The 20,079-nt window shown below is 32.1% G+C and carries 20 protein-coding genes; 6 read left to right on the top strand and 14 right to left on the bottom strand.

The genetic code is table 11. The annotated features are described in order from the left end of the window. Nucleotides 1–109: 109 nt before the first annotated feature. Genes ACW5YJ_RS08465 through ACW5YJ_RS08455 form a run of 3 tightly spaced genes read right to left on the bottom strand, consistent with a single transcriptional unit; the run spans nt 110 to nt 2,109 of the window. Entirely contained in the window at nt 110–847 is a 738-nt protein-coding gene (locus ACW5YJ_RS08465; RefSeq protein WP_135092629.1) for a pseudouridine synthase, read from the bottom strand. Beyond that, nucleotides 840–1,382, bottom strand: a complete 543-nt coding sequence (gene scpB, locus ACW5YJ_RS08460) for an SMC-Scp complex subunit ScpB (protein WP_026113586.1) — start codon at nt 1,380–1,382, stop codon at nt 840–842. The genes ACW5YJ_RS08465 and scpB overlap by 8 nt, the downstream gene beginning before the upstream one ends. After that, complete coding sequence (locus ACW5YJ_RS08455) at nt 1,372–2,109, bottom strand: segregation and condensation protein A (RefSeq protein WP_119603885.1); 738 nt, start codon at nt 2,107–2,109, stop codon at nt 1,372–1,374. The genes scpB and ACW5YJ_RS08455 overlap by 11 nt, the downstream gene beginning before the upstream one ends. Before the next feature lie 92 nt (nt 2,110–2,201). Here ACW5YJ_RS08455 and ACW5YJ_RS08450 point away from each other — a divergent pair, with 92 nt between their 5' ends. Then, the gene (locus ACW5YJ_RS08450) at nt 2,202–2,708 is read left to right on the top strand and encodes a DUF309 domain-containing protein (RefSeq protein WP_017724532.1); all 507 of its coding nucleotides are present in this window, start codon (nt 2,202–2,204) and stop codon (nt 2,706–2,708) included. Nucleotides 2,709–2,783: 75 nt separating this feature from the next. On the opposite strand, the gene xerD is transcribed toward ACW5YJ_RS08450, so the two are convergent. The 3 genes from xerD to ACW5YJ_RS08435 all read right to left on the bottom strand — a co-directional run bounded on the left by xerD (nt 2,784) and on the right by ACW5YJ_RS08435 (nt 4,806). Next, nucleotides 2,784–3,671, bottom strand: a complete 888-nt coding sequence (gene xerD, locus ACW5YJ_RS08445) for a site-specific tyrosine recombinase XerD (RefSeq protein WP_107551976.1) — start codon at nt 3,669–3,671, stop codon at nt 2,784–2,786. 42 nt (nt 3,672–3,713) lie between these two features. Then, on the bottom strand, nt 3,714–4,160 hold the full coding sequence (gene fur, locus ACW5YJ_RS08440; RefSeq protein ID WP_017724534.1) for a ferric iron uptake transcriptional regulator: 447 nt from the start codon (nt 4,158–4,160) through the stop codon (nt 3,714–3,716). Between the two features lie 103 nt (nt 4,161–4,263). After that, nucleotides 4,264–4,806 carry an NUDIX hydrolase gene (locus ACW5YJ_RS08435; RefSeq protein WP_017724535.1) on the bottom strand — a complete coding sequence of 181 codons (543 nt, stop codon included), beginning with the start codon at nt 4,804–4,806 and terminating at the stop codon, nt 4,264–4,266. A gap of 159 nt (nt 4,807–4,965) precedes the next feature. On the opposite strand from ACW5YJ_RS08435, the gene ACW5YJ_RS08430 reads away from it, so the two are divergent. Then, a complete protein-coding gene (locus ACW5YJ_RS08430) occupies nt 4,966–5,880 on the top strand; it encodes an aldo/keto reductase (protein ID WP_017724536.1) in 915 nt (304 codons plus the stop codon). Between the two features lie 700 nt (nt 5,881–6,580). Here the strand turns inward: ACW5YJ_RS08430 and ACW5YJ_RS08425 are convergent. Beyond that, nucleotides 6,581–7,330 (bottom strand): SDR family NAD(P)-dependent oxidoreductase, encoded by a 750-nt coding sequence (locus tag ACW5YJ_RS08425; protein ID WP_457338080.1) that lies wholly within the window; start codon nt 7,328–7,330, stop codon nt 6,581–6,583. 137 nt (nt 7,331–7,467) lie between these two features. On the opposite strand from ACW5YJ_RS08425, the gene proC reads away from it, so the two are divergent. Then, entirely contained in the window at nt 7,468–8,283 is an 816-nt protein-coding gene (proC, locus tag ACW5YJ_RS08420; protein WP_107551973.1) for a pyrroline-5-carboxylate reductase, read from the top strand. 97 nt (nt 8,284–8,380) lie between these two features. Here proC and rnz read toward each other — a convergent pair whose 3' ends face one another. After that, a complete protein-coding gene (rnz, locus tag ACW5YJ_RS08415; RefSeq protein WP_017724539.1) occupies nt 8,381–9,301 on the bottom strand; it encodes a ribonuclease Z in 921 nt (306 codons plus the stop codon). Between the two features lie 150 nt (nt 9,302–9,451). On the opposite strand from rnz, the gene zwf reads away from it, so the two are divergent. Beyond that, a complete protein-coding gene (gene zwf / locus ACW5YJ_RS08410) occupies nt 9,452–10,936 on the top strand; it encodes a glucose-6-phosphate dehydrogenase (protein WP_107551971.1) in 1,485 nt (494 codons plus the stop codon). 409 nt (nt 10,937–11,345) lie between these two features. Beyond that, complete coding sequence (locus ACW5YJ_RS08405; RefSeq protein ID WP_107551970.1) at nt 11,346–12,218, top strand: AraC family transcriptional regulator; 873 nt, start codon at nt 11,346–11,348, stop codon at nt 12,216–12,218. 300 nt (nt 12,219–12,518) lie between these two features. On the opposite strand, the gene ACW5YJ_RS08400 is transcribed toward ACW5YJ_RS08405, so the two are convergent. The 4 genes from ACW5YJ_RS08400 to ACW5YJ_RS08385 form a co-directional block, all read right to left on the bottom strand. Next, nucleotides 12,519–14,168, bottom strand: coding sequence for a glycoside hydrolase family 13 protein (locus ACW5YJ_RS08400; protein WP_171916485.1), 1,650 nt, complete (start codon nt 14,166–14,168; stop codon nt 12,519–12,521). A gap of 1 nt (nt 14,169) precedes the next feature. Continuing rightward, complete coding sequence (locus tag ACW5YJ_RS08395) at nt 14,170–15,183, bottom strand: LacI family DNA-binding transcriptional regulator (protein WP_107551722.1); 1,014 nt, start codon at nt 15,181–15,183, stop codon at nt 14,170–14,172. Between the two features lie 223 nt (nt 15,184–15,406). Beyond that, on the bottom strand, nt 15,407–16,816 hold the full coding sequence (gene gndA / locus ACW5YJ_RS08390) for an NADP-dependent phosphogluconate dehydrogenase (protein WP_107551721.1): 1,410 nt from the start codon (nt 16,814–16,816) through the stop codon (nt 15,407–15,409). Between the two features lie 74 nt (nt 16,817–16,890). Next, entirely contained in the window at nt 16,891–18,021 is a 1,131-nt protein-coding gene (locus ACW5YJ_RS08385; protein WP_171915672.1) for a M20/M25/M40 family metallo-hydrolase, read from the bottom strand. 213 nt (nt 18,022–18,234) lie between these two features. Between ACW5YJ_RS08385 and prli42 the strand changes: the two genes are divergently transcribed. Beyond that, nucleotides 18,235–18,333 (top strand): stressosome-associated protein Prli42, encoded by a 99-nt coding sequence (prli42, locus tag ACW5YJ_RS08380; RefSeq protein WP_017724546.1) that lies wholly within the window; start codon nt 18,235–18,237, stop codon nt 18,331–18,333. 125 nt (nt 18,334–18,458) lie between these two features. Here the strand turns inward: prli42 and ACW5YJ_RS08375 are convergent, their stop codons facing one another. Both ACW5YJ_RS08375 and brxB read right to left on the bottom strand, forming a co-directional pair. Further along, nucleotides 18,459–19,451: an aromatic acid exporter family protein gene (locus ACW5YJ_RS08375; RefSeq protein ID WP_426432663.1), complete on the bottom strand. Its 993-nt coding sequence runs from the start codon at nt 19,449–19,451 to the stop codon at nt 18,459–18,461. Between the two features lie 12 nt (nt 19,452–19,463). Next, complete coding sequence (gene brxB, locus ACW5YJ_RS08370; protein ID WP_017724548.1) at nt 19,464–19,901, bottom strand: bacilliredoxin BrxB; 438 nt, start codon at nt 19,899–19,901, stop codon at nt 19,464–19,466. Nucleotides 19,902–20,079 lie beyond the last annotated feature (178 nt).

The following is a 20,079-nucleotide window of genomic DNA, read 5'->3' as shown; positions in this document are numbered from 1 at the left end:
CTACTTTCATATTCAACAATATTATATCATAGGTTGGTCTTTAAAAGTGACTGTGACCTTAAAGTTTGTGAAAAAATTCTCATAAGCATAGATGAAGAGAAATTACTATCTATTTACCATGTTCTGCAAGGTGACGAATTGTTTTAACTTCATGTGGCGTTAAAACTCTACCCTCACCCGCATTCAATCCTTTTAAGTCTAATGGTCCGAATTCAATACGTTGAAGTTTAGAAACTTGGTGTCCGAAGTGTTCAAACATACGACGAACTTGACGATTGCGACCTTCTGTAATTGTAATTTCAACAAGTGTATTATTTTTATCTTTATCTTGATTTTTCACTTTAACAATTGCTGGTTGCGTGACGCCGTCTTCTAATTTTATACCTTGTTCTAATGCTTTAACTTCTTCTCTCATTAGGTAACCTTTTAATTTAACAACATACTTTTTCTTTATTTTATAGCTAGGATGTGTCATTAAATTTGTAAATTCTCCATCGTTCGTTAATAAAAGTAACCCTGAAGTGTCGTAGTCTAAACGGCCAACAGGATAGATTCTAGTTTTAATTTCTTTGAAGTAATCAGTTACGACTTTTCTGCCTCTATCATCAGATACACTTGTAATTACTTGTGCTGGTTTATAAAACAAAATGTATAACTTATCTTCTTGTTCCAGTTTAATACCTTCAACCTCTATACTATCTGAATTTTTCACTTTAGTACCTAATTCAGTAACAATCGAGCCGTTGACTTTAACTTTACCTTCTGTAATAAGTGTTTCTGCTTTACGGCGTGATGTGTAACCACTATTGGCTATGCGTTTTTGTAATCTTTCTGTCTCTTTATTCATTATTTTCTCCTTTTTGGTTCACTAAATTACTGAAGAATGCTTCTATCTCTTCATCTTCTTCATCTGTCGTAGGTAAATCGTCCAAGTGCTCAATACCAAATACATTTAAAAATAATTCGGTTGTATATAGTTGTTGACTTCTTGAATCAGCTTGCTCTTTTGCTTCTACAAGTCCTCTAGCAATTAAAGTTTTCACAGCACCATCAGAATTAATACCTCTAATCATTTCTATATCGCTTCGTGATAAAGGTTGATTGTAGGCAATAATGGATAAAGATTCCATTGCCGCTTGTGATAACTTCATTTTTGATTTTTGTTCAATTAATTTCTCGATATATTCTGAAGCTTCTTTTTTAGTTGTTAATACATAAGTTTGTCCAAAATGTTGAATCATTAAACCATCAGATTGATATGTATTAACAATTTCTGATAAAGTAGCCTCATCTATTTCTAAAATTTCAAGTAATTGTTTTTTGTCTAGTCCTTCATCACCAGCTGTGTATAATAATGATTCTAGAATTCCTTTAACGTTCAATAATGCCATAGTTTACCCCTCTTAAAATATTGATATCATCAAAACTTTTGGGTTGTTCAATGTTAACAATACCAGATTTGGACATTTCAAGTATTGCTAGAAAATGTGTTACAACCATTTCTACGGGTTCAGTAAAATTAAACAAACTAAAGAAATTGAAAGAATCATGCTGCTTTAAACGTTCAGAAACTTGTGTTGTAGCTTGCTGAATAGTAAATGTTTCTTTGTGTATATCAACAGTTTTAGGTGTATTAAATTCTACTCTGTTTTTTACTTTCTGGTAAGCAATGATTAATTCTGTTAAATCTATTGTGTTTTCTGAATCCCATGTTTCTGTTGATTCTAAATGTGATAAATCGGTTGGATGTTTTGAAAAATAGTATGCACGTTCTGATTTCTTTTCATTTAGAATTTCTGTATATTCTTTATAGTTTTGATATTCTATTAAACGACCGACTAAATCATCACGTGGGTCGTCATCTAACGTTTCTTCTTCATTTGTTTGTGGTAATAGCAACTTACTTTTAATTACAAGTAATTCAGAAGCCATTACTAAGTATTCACTTGCAATATTTATTTCTAATTGATTCATTGCATGAATATATTGCATATACTGCTCAGTTAATTCCTTCATAGGAATATCATAAATATCAATTTCAATTTTTTGAATAAGATGCAATAATAAGTCTAATGGACCATTAAAGGCATCTAACTTTACTTCATACATTTTATCTACCTCATATCGCAAGTTAAGTGCGTAATTCACTAAAATATTATAGCATGTTTATAGTAAACATTTAAATTTGGAGCGATTGTAATATGGAAAAAGCATTGAAAGATTTTTATTTTCACTTTCACACCAATCAACACTACTTTTTATGTCATGACATATTAGAAGAAGCATGGAAAGACAACGAACACTTTCGTAAAGATGATGCAGTCGTAAGTTTAATCTTATTAGCGACAGGATGTTATCATTTTCGTCGAGCTAATCATAAAGGTGCTATGAAATCATTTAATAAAGCGCTAAATGTGATCCAAGGTTATACTAATGACACAGAATTAGGCATTGAATTAGATTCTTATAAAGCGATACTTTTAGAATTAATAGAAGCTGCTAAAAATTACGATAATTTTGTACCAATACAACTACCGTTAACACCAAGCATGCAACAAGCTATACTAAAGGATTATCCTAGCTTTACGATGACTGATTATACTATTGAGGACAGTTATATAGTAAATCATCATATAGAAAGAGATCGGTCAGAAGTTCAAGCTGCACGTTTACAAGCACTTCGTGAAAGAAGAAATGCCAAAATGTAATAATGAACTTCCTATTTTGAATATTAGACATATAAAAACACAGGCTAGTTATTCTACGAATAAACTGGTCTGTGTTTATGCACGTGGATGGAATTCATTATACATTTTACGAATTTGTGATTTTGATACATGTGTATACAGTTGGGTTGTAGAAATATCGGAATGTCCTAACATTTCTTGAACTGCTCGCAAGTCTGCGCCATTTTCTAATAAATGTGTTGCAAATGAATGCCTTAGGGTATGTGGCGTTAAAGATTTGCTAATATTTGCTTTGACGCCGTTTTGTTTGATCATTTTCCATATCGCTTGTCTAGATAAAGGTTTACCATGCATGTTTAAAAATAATACATCAGTTACAGTTCTTTTTAATAATTGTGGCCTTACTGTATCTATATATGTAGTCAAATAATCGATAACCGCATCTCCTAATGGAATTATACGCTCCTTGTTTCCTTTACCGAACACTTTAACAAAGCCCATAATTAAATTGATATCTTCAAGCTCAATTTGAATTAATTCAGAAACGCGCATACCTGTAGCATATAAAAGCTCTAACATTGTACGGTCTCTGTAACCGTTATTTTTTGAAAGGTCTGGTGTTTCTAATAATGTTAGCACTTCATTTATTTCTAATACATCAGGCAACTTACGATCATACTTAGGTGTTTCAATTAGCACAGTAGGGTCTTTTGCTGCGTACTTTTCTCTCAAAGCAAATTGGTGAAAACTCCTAACCGTTGATATAAAACGCGCTAATGATTTTGTGGATGCTCCATCATCATGTAAGTGACCAAGGCATAGTTGTACAGCTTGTCTATCTACAAAGTCAATGTGACTGATTTTTTGAAGTTCTATAAAAGCTTTGTATTTTTTTAAATCTCTACGATATGCACCTATAGTATTTGTGCTCAACCCTTTTTCTAATTGTATAAATTTTAAGTATTCTTCAATTATATCATCCAAGCTTAACACCTCTATTCATAAAAGGTTTTTGTTCGTACAAGATTATTTACCTTGAGCTTGGCAATTTGAACATACGCCATGAAATGTTAAACGGTGGTCTAAGATTCTAAAATCAAAATCTTGTTCAACGCGTTCTTCTACTTGAGGTAATAAATCTTCTTCAATTTCTTCAACTTTACCACATTCCATACAAACGAGATGATGGTGGAAATGTTTTGCGCCTTCTTTACGCAAATCAAATCGAGCAACGCCATCTCCAAAATTAATTTTATCAACTACTTTAAGTTCTGATAATAACTCAAGTGTACGATACACAGTAGCTAGACCTATTTCAGGTGCTTTGTCTTTTACTTTTAAATATACATCTTCAGCACTTAAATGATCTTTCTCATTTTCAATTAATACACGTAACGTCGCTTCACGTTGTGGCGTTAATTTATATGAAGATTGTTGTAATTGTTGCTTCACGCGATTTAGACGTTCTTCCACGGAAGCCTCACTCCCCTACTAATAATTATAATCATTTTAATTTGTATAATGATTTATATATAAAATACCAGTAATTGATAAAATACGCAAGTATACGCGTTATTTATTTATAATCATTATAATTAAGAAGCAAGTGTTGTAACGCAATAATAGTTTTAGCGTCTTCAAGTTCTTTGTTTTTTAGCATGACTTTGACTTCTGATAAAGAATACTGTTCTAATTCAATAAATTCATCATCATCTAAATTCATTTGACCTATTTTTAAGTCTTTAGCTAAATAAATTGATATTTTTTCATTTGAAAAACCAGGAGATCCATACATCTCAGTTATTAATTCTAAATTATCAGCAATATAGCCGGTTTCTTCTTCTAGTTCACGTTTAGCTGCTTCTGATCGCACTTCATTTATTTCTAGTTTACCTGCCGGGATTTCTAATAGTGGTTTTTCAGCTGGCTTACGAAATTGTTTAACAAGCAACACTTTATTCTCAGGTGTTAATGCACAGACTGCTACCGCGCCATTGTGATAAACAAGTTCACGTTTAGATGTTTTACCATCGGGTAATTCAACATCGTGTACTTCTAAATCAATAATGGATCCCTGGTAAATGGATGTTTTATGTATTGTCTTTTCATATAGGTTCATTTTAATCACGTTCCTTTTATTTGATTTGAGTTATTGTTAAGATATATACGGTAGTATGTAGGGAGCAACTATTACAGTTAATATACGCATCAAATTAAGTGATATTGCATATATTGTTTTTACACCCTATGATTTAAGTGTATCGAAAGGAGAAACTACATGCAAAAAAATGTATTAAGAAGTGGTATCGAGATTTCAGAATTAGGTTTAGGTTGTATGAGTTTAGGTACTGATTATAATGAAGCAGAACCTATTATTGAACGTGCGATAGAACATGGCATTACTTATTTTGATACAGCAGATATTTATGATAAAGGTATTAATGAAGATATCGTAGGTAAGGCATTAAAAAAATATCAAGATAGAGATGATATCGTTATAGGTACAAAAGTTGGCAATCATTTAGCTGAAGATGGTTCTACTTTTTGGGATCCATCAAAAACTTATATAAAAGAAGCTGTAAAAGACTCGCTAAAACGCTTAGGCTTAAACCATTTAGATTTATATCAATTGCACGGTGGTACTATTGATGACCCGTTAGATGAAACGATTAGTGCATTTGATGAGTTAAAACAAGAAGGCTTAGTACGTGCTTATGGAATTTCCTCCATACGTCCAAATGTAATTGATTATTATTTGAAGCATAGTGATATAGAAACGTTAATGTCGCAATTTAACTTAATTGATAATAGACCAGAAGCTTTATTGGATGAGATACATGCACAAAAGGTGAAAGTACTTGCGCGTGGACCAGTGTTCAAAGGATTATTAACTTCTAATAGTAACCAAGCTTTAGATGATAAGTTTGCTGAAGGTATTTTTGATTATAGTTATCAAGAATTAGGAGAAACGATTGCTTCTATTAAAGAAATAGAAAGTAATTTAACAGGGTTAACATTTAATTATCTTACTTCGCATGACGCCCTAGGGTCAATTATAGTTGGCGCAAGCAGCGTGGATCAATTAGATGAGAATGTAAAGAACTATCAGCTTTCAAGAGATATTAGTTTGGAACAATTAAAAGCTGCTCGTGAAAGAGTTAAAAACTTAGAGTATAACCAGCATTTGAAATAATGAGCTAAAACTCGTGTATCAAGGGAGTGGGACAGAAATCAAATTTTCAAATATAGATTTCGTAGTCCTACCCCGGCAAAGGCGACTAGAATTGAAAAAACTTACTATAATCGTATTTTCACTTCAGTCACCTACTGCCAAATCGAAAAAGAGCCTGAGACATCTATTTATGTGTCCGGCTCTTTTTTAGGGTGATTTTTCAGTTCAGGAAAGTTATTTTCAATGATGACTTGAGTTGACGTACTTTCAGAAGTAAATCACTTGAATTAACGCTCATGCATAAGAACCACTAACTCAATAAATTGAGAGTGGATTAAATGATTACCTGAGCTTTCGCTCATGCATAAGAACCACTAACTCAATAAATTGAGAGTGGATTAAATGATTACCTGAGCTTTCGCTCATGCATAAGAACCACTAACTCAATAAATTGAGAGTGGATTAAATGATTACCTGAGCTTTCGCTCATGCATAAGAACCACTAACTCAATAAATTGAGAGTGGATTAAATGATTACCTGAGCTTTCGCTCATGCATAAGAACCACTAACTCAATAAATTGAGAGTGGATTAAATGATTACCTGAGCTTTCGCTCATGCATAAGAACCACTAACTCAATAAATTGAGAGTGGTTTAAATGATTACCTGAGCTTTTGCTCATGCATAAGAACCACTAACTCAATAAATTGAGAGTGGTTCTTTACATTTTGTTTTTAAACAGGAATGTGAAATGTTTTTCGATGAATCGTGGCGCTATTTGATATATTCGTAAAAATAAGTCCATCCATTTAGGTTCATTGATTTCTTGTTTAGTGATAAGCATCCCTTTTATGATTTTATGAGCTAATGCATCAGGATCAAGCATTATACTTTTATATTTTTGTCTAAAGGCTAATGACGGATCTGCTTTCTCGTGAAACGGCGTGGCAATTGGTCCAGTGTTGACTGTTAATATGTGATAATTAGGTTTTTCAATACGTAATGCATTTAGCACTTGATTAAATGCTGCTTTACTAGCCCCGTAATGTGCTGCATAAGCTTGTGTTAAAAATGCAGATTGACTACCAATACCAACGATTGTAGGAAAGTGACTGAAAAATGGTTGTAATGTAGTTAATAATGTATTGAAATTAACTATATTTAAATTATAAGTTTCAAGCATCTCCTCTGTTGAATGTTGTTCTATAGATTTAAAGTAACCTAACCCCGAACTATAAATAATACCATCAATTATTTTCCCATTAAATTGATTTTTGAGATTTAAAATTTGTTCTTGAGACTGTAAATCACATTTTAAGACTGTTAATAATGAAGTATCATACTTATTTGCTATTTTTTGTGGATTGCGTGCTAGCACAGTTACATGTACCTGTTTGTTTAGTAATATTTCTAATAAAGCTTGACCTAATCCACTTGTCCCTCCAGTCAACACATAATGTTTTCCAATCATATAGACATCCCTACCCTTTGTTAATTTAATTACAGTATAAATGAAAAGATTTATATGTGTCATCTATAAATATTAGCCATATATTAAAACTATGTTAGTATGGATACATAAAAACTTAGAGGAAGTGAAATGTTCACATGAAACTAGTATTTTATGGTGCCGGAAATATGGCACATGCAATTTTTACAGGTATCGTTAATTCAAACGTTATTGATTCTAACGATATATATTTAACAAATCGTTCAAATGAAGTTGCTTTAAAAGAATATGCTGATGAGTTAGGTGTCAATTATAGCTATGATGATGAAGCTTTATTAAAGAATGCAGATTATGTATTTTTAGGAACAAAACCATATGATTTTGATGATTTAGCAGAAAGAATCAAACCGTATATTGTTGAAAATAATAAATTTATATCAATTATGGCAGGTTTACCAATTAGTTATATTCGTGAAAAATTAGATTTTAACAGTCCAGTTGCACGTATTATGCCAAATACGAATGCACACGTCGGTCATTCTGTAACAGGTATTAGTTTCTCTAGTAACTTTGGGGCAAAATCAAAAGAAGAAGTTGATAGTTTAATTAATGCATTCGGTTCAGCGATAGAAGTCTCTGAAGATAATTTACATCAAGTGACTGCTATTACTGGAAGCGGACCAGCATTTTTATATCATGTTTTTGAACAATATGTAACTGCTGGAACTAGACTAGGTCTTGAAAAAGCTCAAGTCGAAGAATCTATACGTAATTTAATTATTGGGACAAGTAAAATGATTGAACGCTCAGAATTAAGCATGGAACAGTTGAGAAAGAACATAACTTCTAAAGGAGGCACAACACAAGCTGGCTTAAATGCATTAAGTCAACATGACTTAGAAAGTGTCTTTGAAGATTGTTTAAGAGCAGCGGTCAACCGAAGTGTTGAATTATCAAACCAAGATGATGAATAATTCAGATTTAATTTAATTGGCGTTGATTAATAATTTATAAAAATGTGGTTGAGACATTTATTCTGTCTCAACCACATTTTTTATTTTAAGTGAGTAATTAAAATGTCCAAGAATCAAAATCTTTAACGAAAGTAAACGGTGGCGTTGAAGGTTTTGATTTAAGTGCTAAACTAATATTCTCTATTTCATCCAGAGTATATCGATTGCTTAAATGTGTGATTAAACTATATTCCACTTGTGCTACTTCTATTAAGTCAAACACGTCTTCGATATGACTGTGATGATAATTATTTGCTAAAGATTTATCACCTTCAATATATGTACTTTCATGCACCATAACATTTGCTTTATCTGCAATAATTGCTTCATTGTTACATGGCATAGTATCACCAAATATTGCGATAACAGGTCCTTTGGTTGCTTCTCCTTTAAAGTCTTTTGAAGTATAAATTTGGCCATTATATTCAAAAGTTTCATTATTTTTAACTTCTTGATATTTAGGACCTGGCTCGAGACCTATCTCTTTAAGGGCAGCTACATCAATTTTTCCAGATGTATAAGGAGCTTCAATACGATAACCGAATGACGGTATACCATGATTTAACATATGTCCTTCTACATTAAAACCATTATTTTGATATGATAAATGGTCTTCTATTTCTATATATGTAATTGGATAATTTAATTTCGATTCTGACAACTGCAAAGTTGTTTCTATAAATGCTTTTATACCCTTTGGCCCAACGACAGTTAAAGGTTTTCCTTCGCCGCCTTGAAAAGACCTACTTGTTAACAAACCGGGTAAGCCAAAAATATGATCACCATGCATATGCGTAATAAAAATATGATCAACTTTACCTAATTTTATAGAGTGATGTAAGATTTGGTGTTGTGTAGCTTCACCTACATCAAATAACCAGATACTATTGGAGTATGGTTCCAAATTTAAAGCAATAGCTTGTGTGTTACGTTCTTTTGTTGGTAGACCAGCACTCGTACCAAAAAATGTGATTTCCATGCATATGCCTCCTCTTCTTGTTCACATTTTATCACAGAAAAGAATAAAAAATATATTAAAAATAAATTCTTTCAAGCAAAATGGTAGGAACATGTTTGATTATTGTTCTATAATAAATAGAGATTTATAAAAAGAATTGAGGTTTTGATCTTGAATACTAAAAACAAAGACATTCCATGCTTAATAACAATTTTTGGTGCAACTGGGGATTTGAGTCATAGAAAATTATTCCCATCATTGTTCCATTTATATCAACAAGAAAATTTAAATGAGCAAGTTGCTATAATTGGTATTGGTAGAAGAGACTTAACAAATGATGATTTTCGTAATCAAGTGAAGTCATCAATACAAGAACATGTTAAAGATACAAAACATTTAGATAAATTTATGGAACACGTTTTTTATCATAAGCATGATGTTAGTGATGAAGCGAGTTATCAATCATTACTAGAAGTAAGTAATAAGCTTGATAGTGAATTCCAGCTAAATGGCAATAGACTGTTTTATTTAGCAATGGCACCTAAATTCTTCGGTGTAATTTCAGATTATTTGAAATCATCTGGATTAACAGATACAACAGGCTTCAAACGCCTTGTTATTGAAAAACCATTTGGTACGGATTTAGCATCAGCTGAAAAATTAAATGAGCAATTACGTCGTTCATTTAAAGAAGAAGAGATTTATCGTATCGATCATTACTTAGGTAAAGATATGGTACAAAATATTGAAGTATTACGTTTTGCTAATGCAATGTTTGAACCTCTATGGAACAATAAATATATTTCTAATATTCAAGTTACATCTTCAGAAGTGCTTGGTGTTGAAGACAGAGGTGGTTATTACGAATCTAGTGGTGCGCTAAAAGATATGGTACAAAACCATATGTTACAAATGGTTGCCCTACTTGCTATGGAAGCGCCGATCAGCTTAAATAGTGAAGACATCAGAGCCGAAAAAGTAAAAGCATTAAAGTCATTACGTAAACTTGAAACAGAAGAAGTACGCCATAACTTTGTCCGTGGACAATACGACGAAGGCACAATTGATGGTAAAAAAGTTCCTAAATATAGAGATGAAGATAGAGTAGCTGAAGATTCTACAACGCCTACATTTGTATCAGGGAAATTAACTATTGATAACTTTAGATGGGCTGGCGTGCCGTTCTATATTAGAACTGGTAAACGAATGAAGAGCAAAACAATTCAAGTAGTCGTTGAATTCAAGGAAGTTCCTATGAATTTATATTATGAAACAGATAAAAAATTAGATTCTAATTTACTTGTTATAAATATCCAACCTAATGAAGGCGTATCACTACATTTAAATGCAAAGAAAAATGTCCAAGGTATTGAAACTGAACCTGTTCAATTATCTTATGCTATGAGTGCACAAGATAAGATGAATACAGTAGATGCATATGAAAACTTATTATTTGATTGTTTAAATGGAGATGCTACAAACTTTACTCATTGGGAAGAATTAAAATCTACTTGGAAATTTGTAGATGCTATACAAGAAGAATGGAATCAAAACGAACCAGAATTCCCTAACTATGAATCAGGTTCAAATGGTCCGTTGGAAAGTGATTTACTACTAAGTAGAGATGGTTTCCATTGGTGGGACGATATTCATTAATTATAAAGTGAAAAATATGTGGTTTAAATATAAAGTTGCTTTATAAAACCACAATTATCTAGCTATTAAGGTTTGATGCCTTGAGTGACCTATATTAATTACCTCATTTATTGGTTATTAAAAGATTTATATTAAGAGAGCATGACGTGAAATCAATTATAAATATTTGATTTCAGTCTCGCTCTCTTTTTTCTTATATCTTTTTTGTGTTATTATTTAATTTGTTGAAGTAAAATAGTGGGCTAAAACCAGTTATTTACATTTTACCCTATTAATTATTTTTTAGATGTAAGTGGAACGAAAATGATGTAGAATATACTTAATTAGTAAATATACAAAACATATAGATATAGCATTAAAATGGTTTGAAAAGTGAACAGTAGTTAATTGAAAATTAGGAGTGAAAGTTTTGGACGTTATCAAGCAAATACAACAGGCAATTGTTTATATTGAGGATCATTTGCTAGAGCCTTTTCATTTGCAATCACTCAGTGATTACGTTGGTCTTTCACCTTATCATCTTGATCAATCTTTTAAAATGATAGTTGGTCAATCCCCCACTGAATATGCTAGAGCTCGTAGAATGACTTTGGCAGCAAAAGAAATTATCAGTGGATCAAGTAGATTAGTAGATGTTGCAAAAAAGTATAATTATGCTAACACAAATGATTTTGCAAATGACTTTAGCGATTTTCATGGTGTCTCACCTATACAAGTAAATACAAAGCGTGATGAATTAAAGATGCAAGCTCGACTTTATATCAAACTTACAACAACAGAAAAACCGCCAAATGCTTATCGTTTAGAGGATACACAAGGTATTTCATTAGTGGGTTATGCTCAGTTTGTTGATTCAGAACATTTAGAAAATCCATTTAAAGTGCCAGACTTTTTAGACGATTTGCTAAATGAAGGGAAAATAACTGAGCTTCAACGCTATAATGATATTAGCCCACATGAATTGTTTGTCGTTAACTGTCCATTAGATGAAGGTATGGAAATATTTGTTGGTGTTCCAAGTGAAAGATACCCCGCTCATCTAGAAAGTCGTTTTTTACCAGAAAGACAATATGCAAAATTTAATTTGCAAGGAGAACTCGATTACGTAGTAAATGAAGCATGGTATTATATTGAAACTAGCTTACAGATGACTTTGCCGTACGAACATAATAGTCTTTATGTAGAAATTTATCCTTTCGATATTTCATTTGACGATCCATTCACTAAAGTTCAATTATGGATGCCTGTCGATCAAGAACAATATGTAACAGATGATTTTTAAATAGTGTCGTTGCGAAGAATGATTTCAAGTTTGTTGTATCAATGCAAATCATGAAATGCATAAATGAAAAACTACCAACAAAATGCTGGCAGTAAGATTAAAAATGAATATATTTTGGTAGTTTCTCAAAGTTAGTAAAACTTTAAATTCAAAATACATTCCGAAGCAGTATTTAATATAATTAAATATTATTGTTGGTATAGGTTGGCGATATCTTAGTAAAATTTAGATGTCGTTAGCCTGTACTTTTTATTACCATTCTTTCATTTATTAATCTATTCATTTCTCAAACGTTAATTATTATATAGATACAACAAATGCTTCAAATGGCTTTATAGCATTAATGTCTATTGCTTCATCATTATAATTATGAAGTAAAATATTATTCTTATTTATTGGGCCATTATATTTAAATCTAGCAGTTTGATTTGTTAAATTACCTACAATTAGTACTTTTTTATTATTTAATGTTCTACTATAAGCAAATACTTGTTCATTATTCTTATCTACTAAGTCGAATGTACCATATGTGTATATATCATCAGATTTTTTTAAAATAATTAATGATTTATAAAAGTTTAATATTGAGTTTGGATCTTGTTGCTGACTAGCAACATTAATTGCTTTATAATTTGGGTTTACAGGAAACCAAGGAGTATGTTCTGAAAAACCACCATTTGTTTGGTCATTCCATTGCATTGGTGTTCTTGAATTATCCCTGTTTTCCATTTTATGTTTTTCCAATAATGCAGAAACATCTCCATTTTGTGATTTAACAATATTATATTCGTTAATTACTGCAACATCATTGAAGGTTTCTACACTTTCAAAAGGATAGTTTGTCATACCAATTTCTTGTCCTTGGTAAATAAATGGCGTACCTTGTTGTAAGAAATAAACAATAGCATGGCTTGTAGCTGATTCATACCAATAACTTTGGTCGTCACCCCATGTAGAGACGCGACGAGGTTGGTCATGGTTCTCTATAAATAATGCATTCCATCCTATATTCTCTAATTGCTTCTGCCATCTATTAAGAACATCTTTATAGGCTTTGACATCAAATTTAGAATCACCAGTATTCCATAAGCCTAAATGCTCAAATTGAAATATCATATTAAACTTTCCTTCGTTTTCCCCTACCCATTCCACTGCATTTTCCGGATTTACACCATTTGCTTCACCGACTGTCATAACATCGTACTGACTCAATGATTTTTCTTTCATTTCTTGTAACCAACTTTGAATTCCAGGTTGGTTCATATCCACATCAAATGCAGGGGCATAAGTTTTGCCTTCTGGTACAGGTAAATCTCCTGCTTCAAACGATTTCTTAATATGAGTGATAGCATCTACTCTAAAACCATCGATTCCTTTTTCAAACCACCAATTCATCATTTCAAAAATAGCCTTACGAACCTCTGAATTGTCCCAATTTAAGTCTGGCTGTTTTTTACTAAATAAGTGGAAGTAATATTCACCTGTTATTTCATCATATTCCCATGTAGAACCATTAAATATACTTTCCCAATTATTAGGTTCTGATCCATCAGGTTTTGGTTCTTGCCATATATACCAATCACGTTTAGGATTATCTTTACTGGATTTGGATTCTATAAACCATGGATGTTCATCAGAAGTATGATTAACAACTAGATCAAGAATCAATTTCATGCCACGTTGATGAACACCTTCAAGCAATGAATTAAAATCATCCATTGTTCCAAATTCATCCATAATATCAGTATAATCACTAATATCATAACCGTTATCATCGTTAGGGGATTTATACATAGGGCTTAACCATATCACATCAATCCCTAATTCATTTAAGTAATCTAACTTTTCAATAACACCAGGTAAATCGCCAATACCATCATTATTAGAATCATTAAAACTTCTCGGATAAACTTGGTAAGCTACTGCTTCTTTCCACCATTGTTTGTTCATACTATACCCCCTGAATTGTTGTCGTTGAATCACGTTCAATAATTGTTGTTTGTATTAATTTATTAAAATCTACTATATCGTGCCCTTGGATTACGTTTATAACTGATTCAGCTGCTACTTCACCGAGTGATTTTGGATAGATATTCACCGTTGTTTGTGGTGGAGATGCAAATACATTTAGATAAGAATCGTTAAATGTTGCTGTTTGAATGTCTGTAGGAATATGCAACTTTAATTCATAAAACACACTCAATATCAGGTGGTTCAGTAACGTGTCGGTTGTAATTACGATAGTAGGTAATGTACGATATTTAATGAGCTCTTGAAAAAATGACCTAATATGTTGGCGATTTTTATCAAAATATACAATTTCTGTAAGTGAGCCAGCCTGTTCTATAGCTTTTAGATGGCCTGCTACTCTATCTTTTACAACTTCATAGTCGCCAGTTTCTGCTACAAATAAAAATTTATTATGTCCTTTATCAATTAATAGACGTGTTAATGATTGTGATGCACTAACATTGTCATTGTCTATATGTATGATGCCATCATTTGTTAAAGATTTACCAATAATCACATACGGCATAGCATGTGCCTTTAATATATCAATTATAGGATCATCCTTTTTAGAATAAAGTACTATAAATCCATCAACAGAATGATAATGAATCATTTCCTGCACTTCTAGTTCTATTCCTATAGTCTCATTATTTGTAGTTGAAATTGTGGAATAACCATGGTTTTTACATTCACTAAAAATACCTGAAAGTACATCTATAACAAATGGGTTTTGACTATCTTCAATAGAAGCAGACTTTTGTATAATACCAATTGTATTTGACTGTTTTGTTGCTAACGTTCTCGCCGCTTGATTTGGTTGATAATTGAAAGCTTTCATAGTTGCCTTTACTTTTTCACGTGTATGCGTACTAATTCTTGGATTACCACGAATGACTCTTGAAACAGTTGAAGCTGAAACATTTGCAGCTTGTGCAATATCTTTAATTGTGACCATAAACGTCATCCTTTATTTAGTTTCAAAAGCAAACTTTATGTTACTAACTCTTATAATAATTAAAGCTATTTAGCATGTCAAAGAATATGTGCAAACGTTTGCACATATTGGTTGTTTTTCTAATTTATCAAGTTTTACAAGATACAAAAACTACCCGTAACTAAAGACATATGTCTCTAGTTACGGGTAGTTCATTTTTATAAAATTAAATCAAGGGTTAATCTTAATCTTCAATCCATTGTGTATGGAATACGCCATCACGATCTTTACGCTCATAAGTATGTGCGCCAAAATAATCACGTTGAGCTTGGATTAAGTTAGCTGGTAAGTTTTCTGAGCGATAACTATCATAATAGTTAATACTTGCAGAGAAACCAGGTGTTGGTACACCGTTTTGAACACCAGTTGCGACTACATCACGTAATGCATCTTGATAATTCGTTACAATATCTTTGAAGTATGGATCTAATAATAAGTTTTGTAATTCAGTATCATTATCATATGCTTCTTTGATTTTTTGTAGGAATTGCGCACGAATAATACAACCTTCACGCCAAATCATAGCTAATTCGCCAAGTTTTAAATTCCATTCGTTATCTTCACTAGCTTTTCTCATTTGAGCGAAACCTTGTGCATATGAACAAATTTTACTCATATATAATGCTTTACGAATTTTTTCAAGGAACTCATCTTTACTTCCTTCGAATTTAGCACTTGGACCATTTAATTGTTTAGAAGCGTTAACACGCTCTTCTTTTATTGAAGAAATAAAACGAGCAAATACTGACTCAGTAATAATTGTCAGTGGAATACCTAATTCTAAAGCGTTGATTGATGTCCATTTACCTGTACCTTTTTGGCCGGCAGTATCTAGAATTTGTTCAACTAAAGCTTCGTCTTTACCTTCATCTAGTTTAGTAAAGATATCACCAGTAATTTCGATTAGATAACTTGATAATTCGCCAGCATTCCAATCTTTAAAAGTTTTTGAAATTTCTTCATGAGACATACCTAGTAAATCTTTCATCATTGCATAACTTTCTGCAATTAATTGCATATCTGCATATTCAATGCCATTGTGGACCATTTTTACGTAATGACCAGCACCGTTAGGGCCAATATAAGCGACACAAGCAGCTCCGTCATCAGCTTTGGCTGAGATTGATTCTAAAATATGACTTACTTTATCGAATGCTTCTTCTTGACCGCCTGGCATTAATGAAGGACCAGTTAATGCCCCAACTTCACCACCAGATACACCCATTCCGATAAAGTTAACACCACTCTCAGCAAGTGCTTTATTACGTCTAATAGTATCTTGATAGTTCGTATTACCACCATCAATTAAGATATCATCGTTATCTAATAATGGTAATAAGCTCTCAATTGTTGCATCTGTTGCAGGTCCAGCTTTAACCATTAATAAAATTTTGCGGGGCTTTTCTAGAGAATTAACAAATTCCTCTATAGAGTACGTTGGATGTATGTTTTTACCTTCAGATTCTGTAACCATTTCATCCGTTTTTGCAGATGAGCGATTAAAAACCGAAACGCTGTATCCACGTGATTCAATATTCCAAGCTAGGTTTTTACCCATTACGGCTAAACCTACTACACCAATTTGTTGTGTCATATTACTAACCTCTCTTATTAAAGTTTTCTAGTATATTGTATCATAAAGACGTAAGAATATTCACTTAATCAGTTTTAAGATTTCTGACTAATTATTTCAACAATCTTAATTAACTGTTCTGCTAACAGGTTTAATGAACTAACAGGCATACGTTCATCAATAGTATGGATATTTTCATAACCTACACCTAAAATTACAGTTGGTATACCTAATTGATTGATGATGTTGCCATCTGATCCACCGCTAGCAATCACAGTCTCAGGAGCTAATCCTAAAGCGACAGCACTTGACTTAGCTACTTTGGTAACTAGCGCATCATTTGCAATTTCAAAGCCAGGATAACTTTTTATTATTTCAACATCAGCAGTACAGCCGTATTTTTGAGCTGTTTCTTCAAAAACAGACTGCATATGTTCCACTTGAGCCTGTATACTTGACTCAGAATGTGATCGCGCTTCAGCTTTAAGAGTAACTTTATCTGCAACGATATTTGTAGCGGATCCCCCTTCAAAGCGGCCGATGTTAGCAGTTGTAAACTCATCAATTTGACCTAACTTCATTTCACTTACGGCTTTTGCTGCAATATTAATTGCACTTATCCCCTTATTAGGTGTGCTTGCATGTGCTGTTTTCCCATATATTGTTGCATTAACTTTCATTTGTGTAGGAGCGTGGGTAACTGTCTTGCCCACATCAACACTTGCATCAATTGCATAACCGTAATCAGCATCCAATAATGTATGATCTAAAGCTTTTGCTCCCTCTAATCCAGATTCTTCACCCACTGTTATAACGAATTGTATTTGACCATGTGATAATTTATTGTCATTTATTGTTTGTACAAGTTCTAAGATAGATGCCAATCCAGCTTTATCATCAGCACCTAGAATAGTAGTTCCATCAGAATATATGTATCCATCATCTTTAATTTGTGGTTTAATATTTACACCTGGAGTTACTGTGTCCATGTGACTTGTAAAATATACTTTATCTACATTATCCATATTTTCTGTTGCTTTTAATGTGCAAACTAAATTATTAGCTCCCAAATTTTCATTACTGCTTGCGTTATCTTCTTTTACAATAACGCCTAAAGTTTCAAATTTGGATTTAAGGAATTGTTGTATGGCTTGTTCCTTACCGCTCTCAGAATTGATTTGTACTAATTCTAAGAAAGTATCAATAAGACGTTGTTTATTTATCATTTATAATTCCCCATTCTTATATTTATGTGGCTCTTAGTTTAGTTTAACGAAATATATGTAGTAGTAAAACTAATATGACTCTTTGCTCAGACTGATCATATGCTATAATGGCAATATAAAACTAATTTAAATTTGAATATAGTTAGTTGGTTAAGTGTTATAAATGAAAAGATACAGGTTAATCCTATTTTCAATGATTTGGAGGAATATACGTTGAACAATAATAAAGTATTGAGAGTTATTATCGTAGTAATGTTAGTAGCTGTTGTACTTGCATTGATATTAACAAGTGTCGTTCCACTAGTGAATTAATCATTAATTAAATGTAAGTTTAAATGTTGTATATCAATCTCTTAAAATAAACGAAGCTCACACATAATATGAGTACAAGGCTGAGCATATAAACTCAAACCGATCTCATACAATGTGTGAGCTTTTTATGTTGCTGCAGATTTTTGATCGCTGTGTAGACGTAATGAGCCAAATTGCGATTTAACAGCTAAATATGCTTCTAATTCATTCAATAATTGAAATAGATTTGCACGCGTTCTAAATCCTTCATGCGAAGTTGGCAATTCTAATTCATTTAATTCTAACCTTATTTCATATAATGAGTGCAGTCGCAACACAGTGTAATCATTGCTATTAACATTGGTAGCTACTTCTGCAAACAAATTAGATATTTTAGACAATAAACAGTCTTTGGTCTCAATATTTTCAATGATTACAGACATACGGCGTAAAAGCTCTAATTGTTCCTCACGCATATCAAAATAATGGTAATAAGAATTTTCATTTCTAACAAAATGATTTTTAACATCTCTAAAAGCGATAGATTTTGCTTTGCGAATTGTATATTTTAATTCCTCAAAAGCTATATTCACATTATTATTTGGCTTTATACATGTATTGCTAAACTGCTCAAAAATATAAGTGAATTGTTGTTCGATTTCTTGTTTATAATGTTTTAAATTACTATCTAAACTAGGCATAATAACGTTCATTAAGAATGCAATACCCAGACCTACGATTAAAAGCAGAATCTCATTGTAAAACAATTTTAAATCAATGGCTGACGCATTGAAAACATGTAATAAAATGACACAACTGGTTACAACGCCTTCTTGCACTTTAAATACTACTGTTAACGGTATAAAAAACAGTACAATTAGACCTAAAACAATCGCGCTTTGCCCTAACATACTAAAAGCAACAGAACCTAGAATTAGAACCATAAGACATGATACAAAACGAGAAACAATTGCTTGTAGTGAATGCACTTTAGTATGTTTGATGCACAAAACAACTAAAATGGCACTGGAAGCAAAATTATCTAAACCCATTAATTTAGCAATTATGATTCCTAGCGCCATTCCAACTGCAGTCTTAATTGTTCTAAATCCGATCCGATATGGATTTAAACTCATCATCTAATAAGACCTCTATTTTTCGTCACAATAAGTGTCGAATAAGTTTTGTAATTGATTAATCACATCCATCACATCATGACCTTCGATTTGGTGCCTTTCAATCATTTCTGTGACTTTACCATCTTTGACTAAGGCGAACGATGGACTTGATGGAGCAAAACCTTCAAAATAGTCTCTAGCTTGTTGTGTAGCTTCTTTATCTTGACCAGCAAACACAGTAACAAGACGATTTGGTAATTTATCATAGTGCAATGCATGTGCGGCTGCTGGTCTTGCAATACCACCTGCACATCCACAAACAGAGTTGACCATTACTAATGTTGTTCCCTCTTGTTTTAAAACATTATCTACTTCTTCTGCAGATGTTAATTGCTCGTAACCTGCTTCTTCTATTTCATTACGTGCTTGATTAACTACATCTGTCATATATAAATCAAAGTTTAAGTCCATAATAATTCACCTTTCATTTCAAGTTGATACCTTCATTCTACTAATATATATTCAATTGTTCAACATGTGTACACATTATTCAATAAACTTTCAAGAATATTTGCTTTTTAAACATAAGTTATATAGCAAAATGGAAGTTATTAGATTACTTATAGATTACTTCTTCTTGTTTAAAATT

It is taken from the genome of Staphylococcus sp. mip270_02, assembly GCF_054031535.1.
The sequence above is the reverse complement of the archived record's forward strand: the minus strand, read 5'-3'. Positions and strand labels throughout refer to the sequence as shown.

Bases quoted from the DNA above. Each gene is read 5' to 3' on its own strand.
- ACW5YJ_RS08465 (WP_135092629.1), bottom strand. From the start codon at position 847: ATGAATAAAGAGACAGAAAGATTACAAAAACGCATAGCCAATAGTGGT.
- ACW5YJ_RS08455 (WP_119603885.1), bottom strand. From the start codon at position 2,109: ATGTATGAAGTAAAGTTAGATGCCTTTAATGGTCCATTAGACTTATTA.
- ACW5YJ_RS08450 (WP_017724532.1), top strand. From the start codon at position 2,202: ATGGAAAAAGCATTGAAAGATTTTTATTTTCACTTTCACACCAATCAA.
- ACW5YJ_RS08435 (WP_017724535.1), bottom strand. From the start codon at position 4,806: ATGAACCTATATGAAAAGACAATACATAAAACATCCATTTACCAGGGA.
- ACW5YJ_RS08430 (WP_017724536.1), top strand. From the start codon at position 4,966: ATGCAAAAAAATGTATTAAGAAGTGGTATCGAGATTTCAGAATTAGGT.
- ACW5YJ_RS08425 (WP_457338080.1), bottom strand. From the start codon at position 7,330: ATGATTGGAAAACATTATGTGTTGACTGGAGGGACAAGTGGATTAGGT.
- proC (WP_107551973.1), top strand. From the start codon at position 7,468: ATGAAACTAGTATTTTATGGTGCCGGAAATATGGCACATGCAATTTTT.
- rnz (WP_017724539.1), bottom strand. From the start codon at position 9,301: ATGGAAATCACATTTTTTGGTACGAGTGCTGGTCTACCAACAAAAGAA.
- ACW5YJ_RS08400 (WP_171916485.1), bottom strand. From the start codon at position 14,168: ATGAACAAACAATGGTGGAAAGAAGCAGTAGCTTACCAAGTTTATCCG.
- ACW5YJ_RS08395 (WP_107551722.1), bottom strand. From the start codon at position 15,183: ATGGTCACAATTAAAGATATTGCACAAGCTGCAAATGTTTCAGCTTCA.
- gndA (WP_107551721.1), bottom strand. From the start codon at position 16,816: ATGACACAACAAATTGGTGTAGTAGGTTTAGCCGTAATGGGTAAAAAC.
- ACW5YJ_RS08385 (WP_171915672.1), bottom strand. From the start codon at position 18,021: ATGATAAATAAACAACGTCTTATTGATACTTTCTTAGAATTAGTACAA.
- ACW5YJ_RS08375 (WP_426432663.1), bottom strand. From the start codon at position 19,451: ATGATGAGTTTAAATCCATATCGGATCGGATTTAGAACAATTAAGACT.
- brxB (WP_017724548.1), bottom strand. From the start codon at position 19,901: ATGGACTTAAACTTTGATTTATATATGACAGATGTAGTTAATCAAGCA.